The sequence below is a fragment of the Burkholderia sp. AU4i genome, from assembly GCF_000466765.1.
Taxonomy (GTDB): Bacteria; Pseudomonadota; Gammaproteobacteria; order Burkholderiales; family Burkholderiaceae; genus Burkholderia; species Burkholderia cepacia.
In genome coordinates this window covers 59,825-66,128 of the sequence record NZ_ASSI01000037.1, presented here as the reverse complement: position 1 = coordinate 66,128, position 6,304 = coordinate 59,825, and the positions used below count along the sequence as shown (strand labels likewise).

Annotated in this window: 7 protein-coding genes and 1 pseudogene; 1 reads left to right on the top strand and 7 read right to left on the bottom strand. The window is 67.5% G+C overall.

The genetic code is table 11. From position 1 onward, the window contains the following. From L810_RS07245 to L810_RS07215, 7 genes and pseudogenes are all read right to left on the bottom strand, one after another. A pseudogene (locus tag L810_RS07245) lies at nt 1-119 on the bottom strand (SAM-dependent methyltransferase); the annotation flags it as partial. Between the two features lie 8 nt (nt 120-127). After that, complete coding sequence (locus L810_RS07240) at nt 128-1,330, bottom strand: tryptophan--tRNA ligase (protein ID WP_011352534.1); 1,203 nt, start codon at nt 1,328-1,330, stop codon at nt 128-130. An 8-nt stretch (nt 1,331-1,338) separates the two neighbouring features. Further along, on the bottom strand, nt 1,339-2,001 hold the full coding sequence (locus L810_RS07235; RefSeq protein WP_021157698.1) for a site-2 protease family protein: 663 nt from the start codon (nt 1,999-2,001) through the stop codon (nt 1,339-1,341). Between the two features lie 49 nt (nt 2,002-2,050). After that, nucleotides 2,051-2,683 (bottom strand): L-threonylcarbamoyladenylate synthase, encoded by a 633-nt coding sequence (locus L810_RS07230; RefSeq protein ID WP_021157697.1) that lies wholly within the window; start codon nt 2,681-2,683, stop codon nt 2,051-2,053. A gap of 69 nt (nt 2,684-2,752) precedes the next feature. Continuing rightward, entirely contained in the window at nt 2,753-3,583 is an 831-nt protein-coding gene (locus L810_RS07225) for a 3',5'-nucleoside bisphosphate phosphatase (protein ID WP_042973646.1), read from the bottom strand. A gap of 101 nt (nt 3,584-3,684) precedes the next feature. Further along, nucleotides 3,685-4,575 carry an alpha/beta fold hydrolase gene (locus tag L810_RS07220; RefSeq protein ID WP_021157695.1) on the bottom strand — a complete coding sequence of 297 codons (891 nt, stop codon included), beginning with the start codon at nt 4,573-4,575 and terminating at the stop codon, nt 3,685-3,687. Between the two features lie 178 nt (nt 4,576-4,753). Further along, nucleotides 4,754-5,620 (bottom strand): ferritin-like domain-containing protein, encoded by an 867-nt coding sequence (locus L810_RS07215; protein WP_042973637.1) that lies wholly within the window; start codon nt 5,618-5,620, stop codon nt 4,754-4,756. 149 nt (nt 5,621-5,769) lie between these two features. Here L810_RS07215 and L810_RS07210 point away from each other — a divergent pair, with 149 nt between their 5' ends. Further along, nucleotides 5,770-6,294, top strand: a complete 525-nt coding sequence (locus tag L810_RS07210; protein WP_021157692.1) for a gamma carbonic anhydrase family protein — start codon at nt 5,770-5,772, stop codon at nt 6,292-6,294. Nucleotides 6,295-6,304: the final 10 nt, after the last annotated feature.

The window sequence follows — 6,304 nt, the reverse complement described above, 5'->3', positions numbered from 1 at the left end:
GCGGCGACATCCAGCACCGCGCCGCCTGCCGGCACGAGCCGCGACCATTGCGCGACCCAGCGCGACGGTTCGGCCTGGGCGACGTGGCCGCCCGCGGCGGCGATGACGGATGCGCTCATGCGGTCGATCAGTTGTACGACAGGCCCATCGCGTCGCGCACGTCGCGCATCGTTTCCGTCGCGTACTTGCGTGCCTTGTCGCAACCGTCCGCGACGATCGCGCGCAGCAGCGACGGATCGTCCATGTACTTCTGCGCACGCTCGAGCATCGGCTGCTGCTCGCGCAGGATGCCTTCGACGACCGGCTGCTTGCAATCGAGGCAGCCGATGCCCGCCGAACGACAGCCCTTCTGCACCCAGTCGTGCGTCGCTTCGTCCGTATAGACCTGGTGCAGCTGCCACACCGGGCACTTGTCGGGATCGCCCGGATCGGTGCGGCGCACGCGCGCGGGATCGGTCGGCATCGTGCGGACCTTCTTCGTGATCGTCTCGGCGTCTTCACGCAGGCCGATCGTGTTGCCGTACGACTTGGACATCTTCTGCCCGTCGAGACCCGGCATCCGCGATGCTTCGGTGAGGAGCGCCTGCGGCTCGACGAGGATGATCTTGCGCGCGCCTTCGAGATAGCCGAACAGGCGCTCGCGATCGCTCATCGACAGACTCTGCGATTCCTGCAGCATCGCGCGCGCCTGTTCGAGCGCCTCGTCGTCGCCCTCCTGCTGGTATGCATTGCGCAGCTCGTGATAGAGCTTCGCGCGCTTTCCGCCGAGTTTCTTCGCGGCATCGAGCGCCTTCTCCTCGAAGCCCGGCTCGCGGCCGTACAGATAGTTGAAGCGGCGCGCGATCTCGCGCGTCATCTCGACGTGCGGCACCTGGTCTTCACCGACCGGCACGAGCGAGCCGCGATACAGCAGGATGTCGGCCGCCATCAGCACCGGGTAGCCGAGGAAACCGTAGGTCGACAGGTCCTTGTCCTTCAGCTTCTCCATCTGCTCCTTGTAGGTCGGCACGCGTTCGAGCCAGCCGAGCGGCGTGCTCATGCCGAGCAGCAGCGCGAGTTCGGCATGTTCGGGCACCTTGCTCTGGATGAACAGCGTCGCCTGGGCCGGATCGATGCCGGACGCCAGCCAGTCGATCAGCACGTCCCACACGTTCTTCTCGATGACCTCGGGAGTCTCGTAGTGCGTCGTCAGCGCATGCCAGTCGACGACGCAGAAGAAGCACGGGTACTCGGACTGCAGCTTCACCCAGTTTTTCAGCACGCCGTGGTAATGACCGAGGTGCAGCGACCCGGTGGGTCGCATGCCGGAGAAAATACGTTCAGGGAACATGGTTGTCGTTAGAAAAGCGAGGCGAATGGAGACAGGATGGCGCTCAGGACGGCGTAGCCGACGTTGACGAGCGGGCGCAGCCAGAAGTTCGTCAGCACGCCCGTCGCGACCAGCACGAGGACGATGATGAAACCGTACGGCTCGATGCGCGACAGCGCGATCGATTGTTTCGTGGGCAGCAGCGCCGCCAGGATGCGGCCGCCGTCGAGCGGCGGCAGCGGAAACAGGTTCAGCACGCCCAGCACGAGGTTCGCGCTGACGCCGGCAAACGCCATCCGCGTGAAGAACGGCTCGTCGATGCCGACGGCCGGCAGCACGAGCGTCAGCACGCCCCAGATCAGCGCCTGCACGAAGTTGCAGGCCGGCCCCGCGAGCGATACCCACAGGCTGCCCCAGCGCGGATCGCGCAGGTTGCCGAACGATACCGGCACCGGCTTCGCATAGCCGAACAGGAACGCGCCGCCCGTCAGGAAATACATCGCGAGCGGGATCGCGATCGTGCCGAGCGGATCGATGTGGCGCATCGGGTTGAACGATACGCGCCCCATCATGTAGGCGGTGTTGTCGCCGAGCAGGCGGGCGGCGTAGCCGTGCGCGGCCTCGTGCAGCGTGATCGCGAAGATCACGGGCAGCGCGTAGACGGCGATGGTCTGTATCAGGGAAGCATCCATATCGCGTTATTGTAACAAGCGCACTCGCGCAAAAAATGGAACGGCGCGCTTACGGCGCCGAGAGGCCGAACGGCTCGAGCGCGCCGCGCCCCGCACGCACGAGCTCGGGCTCGTCGCCGGTGAGGTCGATCACCGTCGACGGCTCGCGCGGGCACGCGCCACCGTCGATCACGAGATCGACCTGTTTCTCGAGCCGCGCGCGAATGTCTTCGGGATCGTTGAGCGGCTCGTCGTCCGGCGGCAGGATCAGCGTCGTGCCGAGCAGCGGCTGGCCGAGCGACTCCAGCAACGCGAGCGTGATCGCGTGATCGGGCACGCGCAACCCGATCGTCTTGCGCGACGGATGCGACAGCCGGCGCGGCACTTCCTTGGTCGCCTGCAGGATGAACACGTACGGGCCGGGCGTCACCGACTTGATCTGGCGGTACTGGCGGTTGTCGACCATCGCGAAGTTGGCGAGCTCCGACAGGTCGCGCACGAGCAGCGACAGGTGCTGCTTCTCGTCGAGGCCGCGAATCCGGCGCACCCGCTCGACCGCGTCCTTGTCGTCGAGATGGCACGCGAGCGCATAGCTCGAATCGGTCGGCATCGCGATCACGCCGCCCTTGCTGACGATCTCCACGGCCTGCTTGATCAGGCGCGGCTGCGGATTATCCGGATGAATCCTGAAGAACTGGGACATGGGGGTACGTAAAGAGGGAAGAATCGGCAACGCATGATGGCGGCACGGGCGGCGGTCAGCCGCCCGGCGTCAGAGCCAGCGTTCCCAGACCGGCGTGAGATCGGACGGCAACGGCGGCAGGCTGCCGAGCTCGACGCGGCCCTCGCCCGGCGCGTGGAAATCCGAGCCGCGCGACACTTCGAAGCCGAAGCGGCGCGCAACATCCGCGTATTCGCGGTACTGGTCGGGCGTATGACTGCCCGTGATGACTTCGATCGCACGGCCGCCCAGATCGATGAATTCACCGAAGAATGCGTCGAATTCGACCGGCGTGTAGCGGTAGCGGCCCGGATGCGCGACCACGGCCTCGCCGCCCGCCGTACGGATCCAGCCGACCGCGTCGGACAGCGATGCCCAGCGATGCGGGACGAAACCGGGCTTGCCGTCGCCGAGCAGCCGGTCGAACACGTCGGACGTCGATTCGGCGTGGCCGTTCTCGACGAGAAAGCGTGCGAAATGCGTGCGCGAGATCAGGTCCGGATTCGAGACGTACTTCAGCGCGCCTTCGTACGCGCCGGGAATGCCGAGCGTGGCGAGCTGCTCGCCGATCGCCACTGCGCGCGCCGCGCGGCCGTGGCGCGTGCGGTACAGGCCGTCGACCAGCGCCGGGTTCGCGGGATCGATGTTCAGGCCGACGATGTGCACGGTGCGCGACGCCCACGTGACCGAAATCTCGACGCCGCTCAGGTAGCGCATGCCGAGCGCTTCCGCCTCGCTGCGCGCCGCCGCCTGGCCGCCGATTTCATCGTGGTCGGTCAGCGCCCACAGGGTCACGCCGCCCGCATGGGCGCGGCGCGCGACGTCGGCAGGCGACAGCAACCCGTCGGAAACATTGGAATGGCAGTGGAGATCGGCGTTCATTGTCGGCATGGCAGGTAAGGCTTCATTCTACTGCAACGCGGCAATTGCGCCGCCCGCCTGCCCCGCCGCTGCCGCTGCCGCTGCCGCTGCCGCTGCACGGCTTACGCGCAGAACGCCTCGATCAGCGCCGCGATCTGCTCGGGCTGGTCGTGATGCACCATGTGGCCGGCATCCTCGACGAGCTTCTCGCGCCAGTCGGGAAACGCGTCGAAGCGCGCCTTGAATTCCGGCAGCGGGATGTCGCCGGCGATGTGTGCGAGCGTCGGCGAGTTGACGGCCTCGACATGCAGCACCTTCGCACGCACCTGCGCCCAGGTAGCCATCACTTCGTCGAGCCGGTACAGCAGCGGACCCGGCATCTTGTGAGCGGGGTCGGCCAGCAGGTGGTAGAGGCCGTCGTCGCCGCGCTTCGACCAGTGCTCGGCGAGGAACGCGGCACGGCGCGGGGCGAGCCGCGGATTGGTCTTGATCAGGCGCGCCGCCACGTCGTCGAGTGACGCATAAGGGCGCAGCGCGGGCGGTTCGCGCAACTCGTCGAGCCAGCCGCGCAGCCGGCGCGGCGCCTGCTCGGCCCGCGCGGGCGCGAGCCCGAAACCCTCGAGATCGACCACGCGCCGCACGCGCTCCGGCCGTGCGCCGGCATACAGGCACACGACGTTCGCGCCCATGCTGTGCCCGACCAGGTTGACTTCGCCGGCCGGCGCATAGTGGTCGACGAGCGCATCGAGGTCGCCCAGGTATTCGTGGAACCAGTAGTGGCCGCCACCCTGCCGCGCGACCGGCCAGTCTGACAGCCCGAAGCCGCGCGCATCGGGCGCGATCACCTGCCAGTCGCCCGCGAGCGCGTCGACGACGAACTGGAACGACGCCGCGACGTCCATCCAGCCATGCAGCATGAACAGCGTCGGCGCATCGGGCCGGCCCCAGCGCCGGACATGCAGCTGGACGCCGCGCACCATGACGAAATCGGAAACAGAACTCGAGGCACTCATCGCAGCCGCTCAAAAAAAAGAATGGTCGTTCGATTATAGCGGCGGCGCTTTCTTTCCGGCGTCCGGCAGTCGAGGCGCCGCTCTAGCGGTGCCGGCGCGCACGAGCCACCGGGGTGCGCCATCTGCCGGGTGCCCTGAACAGCCGGCGGTGGTCGAAACGCAGCCGAACCCGAGCGGGTCAGCGCGGCGCGCTTCCGTCCACCCCGTCCGCCCCGTCCTGCGCGGCCAGTTCGTCGAGTTCGGCCTGCTCGAATCCGGCATCGCGGCGTGCGTCGAAATTGAACGGGCCACGCAGCCGCGGGGCATGATATTGCTCGGCGAGCTGCCGGTAGGTCGGCACGGGATCGCGGCCGGCTTCGTCGCACAGATGCCGGAACCAGCGGTTGCCGATCGCGACATGGCCGATTTCGTCACGCAGGATCACGTCGAGGATCGCGGCCGACGCCTCGTCGCCCGCCTGTACGAGCCGCGCGCGGATCGGTGGCGATGCGTCGAGCCCGCGGGCCTCGAGCGTACGCGGCACGAGCGCCATGCGCGCCAGCACGTCGCCCTTGGTTCGCTCGCACATCTCCCACAGGCCGTTGTGCGCGGGAAAATCGCCGTACGCATGCCCGAATGCCGCCAGGCGCTCGGACAGCAGCGTGAAGTGGTACGCCTCCTCGGCCGCCACCTTCAGCCAGTCCGAGTAGAACGCGTTCGGCAGGCCCGCGAAGCGCCAGACGGCGTCGAGCGCCAGGTTGATCGCGTTGAACTCGATATGGGCGAGCGCGTGCAGCAGCACGGCGCGCCCTTCGGGCGAACGCATGCTGCGTCGCTCGAGCTGGCGCGGCTCGACGAGCGGCGGGCGCGCCGGGCGCCCCGGCAGGTCGGCCGGCTCGGGCAATTCGAGCGATGGCGCGATCGTCGCCCGCCCGGCCAGCAGCGCATCGTGGAGCGAACGCACCTGTGCGGCCTTGGCCGCGGGTTCTGCGTCACGCAGTGCGACAAGCGCGGCGCGGCGCACGCAGGCACGCGCCTCGCCGAAAGAAGAAGACTCCATGCTCATAAACGGGGACACCCTGCGCGCGCATCGCGGGAGCGCACGCACGCGACGGTTTACAATAGGCGATTGTTCCGCGGCGCAATGCGAACGCGCCGGGCAAACCGGACGCGCCATTCTACCGGCGCCCATCATCGAAGAGACAAGGAGACTCCGTGACGATCTACAAGCTGGGCGATACGGCCCCGACGATCCACGAAAGCGTATTCGTCGCCGATACGGCGGCCATCATCGGCAAGGTCGTGCTCGAGGAGAACGCGAGCGTCTGGTTCGGTGCGACGATTCGCGGCGACAACGAGACGATTACCGTCGGCGCGGGCAGCAACGTCCAGGAAGGCGCGGTACTGCATACGGATCCGGGCTTTCCGCTGACGATTGCCGAAAACGTGACGATCGGGCACCAGGCCATGCTGCACGGCTGCACGATCGGCGAAGGGTCGCTGGTCGGGATTCAGGCGGTGGTCTTGAATGGAGCGGTGATCGGCCGCAACTGTCTGGTTGGTGCCGGCGCGGTCGTGACGGAAGGCAAGACGTTCCCGGACAATTCGCTGATTCTCGGCGCACCGGCGAAAGTCGTGCGCGAGCTGACGGCGGAAGACATCGCGCGGTTGCGCACGAACGCGAAGACGTACGTCGAGCGGCGTGCGCATTTCAAGGAGCAACTCGTGCGAATCGGATGATTCGCACGGA